Source organism: Bradyrhizobium sp., from assembly GCF_035309285.1.
In the GTDB taxonomy this organism is placed as follows: Bacteria; Pseudomonadota; Alphaproteobacteria; order Rhizobiales; family Xanthobacteraceae; genus Bradyrhizobium.
In genome coordinates this window covers 1-2,102 of the sequence record NZ_DATGFH010000019.1, presented here as the reverse complement: position 1 = coordinate 2,102, position 2,102 = coordinate 1, and the positions used below count along the sequence as shown (strand labels likewise).

Here is a 2,102-nt window from a genome sequence, read left to right as displayed (position 1 = left end):
CCGATCTCACCGGACAAGGGACCATCCTCCTCGTCGAGGACGAGGAGGGCCTGCGCTCGCTGAACGCGCGCGGCTTGCGGTCGCGCGGCTACAGCGTGATCGAGGCCTCCAACGGCATCGAGGCGATGGAAGCGCTGGAGGAAAAGGACGGCGCCATCGATCTCGTGGTCTCCGACGTCGTGATGCCGGAGATGGATGGCCCGACGCTGCTGAAATCGATGCGCGGCCGCAATCCCAATCTGAAAATCATCTTCGTCTCCGGCTATGCCGAGGACGCCTTCGAGAAGAGCCTGCCCGAGAACGAGCAGTTCGCCTTCCTGCCAAAGCCCTTCACGCTGACCCAGCTCGTCAAGGCGGTGAAGGAGACCATGGCGCCACAGTAGGTGTGTTCGGGATATACGAAGTGTTCTCCCTCGTCATGGCCGGGCTACGACCCGGCCATCCTTCAATGGAAAAGTGATCTTTTTCGATGGACCCCGGGGTCAAGCCCCGGGGGTGACGATAGTAAAGCGCGACCGAGCGCCGCAGTAGCCGGTTCCCGCGGGTGGCTTCACTTTCCGTAACGGTTGCCCATCTTAAGGGCGGTTCCCCACCGGGGATTTTTAGGAAGATCCAACATGAAGTTCACCCCTCGCATCCGCGGGTTCGTCAAGGCGATCGCCATCGTGTTGTCGCTGGCGCTGCCGACGCTTGCGGTCACGTCCGCCGATGCCCGTATCGGCGGCGGCTTCTCGTCGGGCTCGCGTGGCTCGCGCACCTTCTCCATGCCGCGCTCGACCAACACGGCCCCCAACATGGCGCAGCCGTTCAACCGCACCTTCAGTCAGCCGAACAGCCCCGGCATGAGCTCGCCGACGGGCCGCGGATTGTTCAATCGCGGCGGGTTGCTTGGCGGTCTCGCGGCGGGCTTCCTTGGCGCCGGCCTGTTCGGCATGCTGTTCGGCGGCGGGCTGTTTTCAGGCATCGGCGGCTTCTCGTCGATCCTGGGCCTGCTTTTGCAGATCTTGCTGATCGTGTTCCTGGTACGGATGGCGATGTCGTGGTGGCAGCGTCGCCAGATGTCGGGGCCGGCCTATGCCGGCGCGGGCGGCATGGGCAACACCAGCAATTCGAATTTCGGCGGCATGGGCTTTGGGCTGGGATCGGCCAGCGCGCCACTGCAAATCCAGCCCGCCGACTATGAAGCCTTCGAGCGGATCCTGGTCGAGGCTCAGGCCGCCTATTCCAGCGAGGATATCGGCCGGCTGCGGACGCTAGCGACGCCGGAGATGGTGACGTTCTTCACCGAAGACATGCAGCAGAACCGCGCGCGCGGCCAGGTCAACAAGGTGTCCGGCACGCGGCTGTTGCAGGGTGATCTCGCCGAAGCCTGGCGCGAAGGCGACAGCGACTATGCGAGCGTCGCGATGCGCTTCTCGATGGTCGACCGCTATGTCGACATGACCTCCGGCCAATTGATCAGCGGCAGCGAGCAGCCGGTCGAGGTCACCGAGGTCTGGACCTTCGTGAGGCCGCGCGGCGGCGACTGGATGCTCTCGGCGATCCAGCAGACCAATTGATGCTCCAAAGCCGTAAGGAAACAAAGGCGTCGCGGTTCCGCGGCGCCTTTTTCATTTGGGTCGCTCCGTGCCGGAATAAGCATTGTCGCTGCGTGTTCAACGCAGTGCCTGCGTGCAAAATCACAAAAGCAAGCCCAAGTGGAGGAACAGATGAGCTTTCCCGTGAAGACTGTCCCTGTCGCGGCCGCCCTGACATTCGGACTTCTCGCGGCTGCGCCCGCTTCGGCGCAATCCGCCAACACAACGTTCTTCCTGACGAGCCATGGCATCGGAAACGGCGGGAATCTCGGCGGCGTGGCCGGCGCCGACAATCATTGCCAGACGCTGGCGCAGGCGGCTGGCTTTGGCGCGCCCAAGGTCTGGCACGCCTACCTCTCGACCCAGGCCGCCGACGGCAAGCCCGCCATGAATGCGCGCGACCGCATCGGCAAGGGGCCGTGGCAAAACGTCAAAGGTGCGATGATCGCAAAGGACGTCGCCGACCTTCACAGCGCGGGCAATAATCTGACCAAGGAGACCGCGCTTACCGAAAAAGGTGAAGTC

2 protein-coding genes and 1 pseudogene are annotated in these 2,102 nt (G+C 63.7%); all 3 read left to right on the top strand.

The window, feature by feature from the left end; translation table 11 throughout:
• Window positions 1-383, top strand: a 383-nt coding sequence (locus VKR55_RS05500) for a response regulator (RefSeq protein WP_324400526.1), incomplete at its 5' end; no start/stop codon positions are given.
• A gap of 234 nt (window positions 384-617) precedes the next feature.
• Window positions 618-1,559: a Tim44 domain-containing protein gene (locus VKR55_RS05495; protein WP_324400524.1), complete on the top strand. Its 942-nt coding sequence runs from the start codon at window positions 618-620 to the stop codon at window positions 1,557-1,559.
• Window positions 1,560-1,709: 150 nt separating this feature from the next.
• Window positions 1,710-2,102 (top strand): annotated as a pseudogene (locus VKR55_RS05490) (lectin); the annotation flags it as partial.

Coding starts and splice junctions, on each gene's coding strand:
- VKR55_RS05495 (WP_324400524.1), top strand. CDS start 618: ATGAAGTTCACCCCTCGCATCCGCGGGTTCGTCAAGGCGATCGCCATC.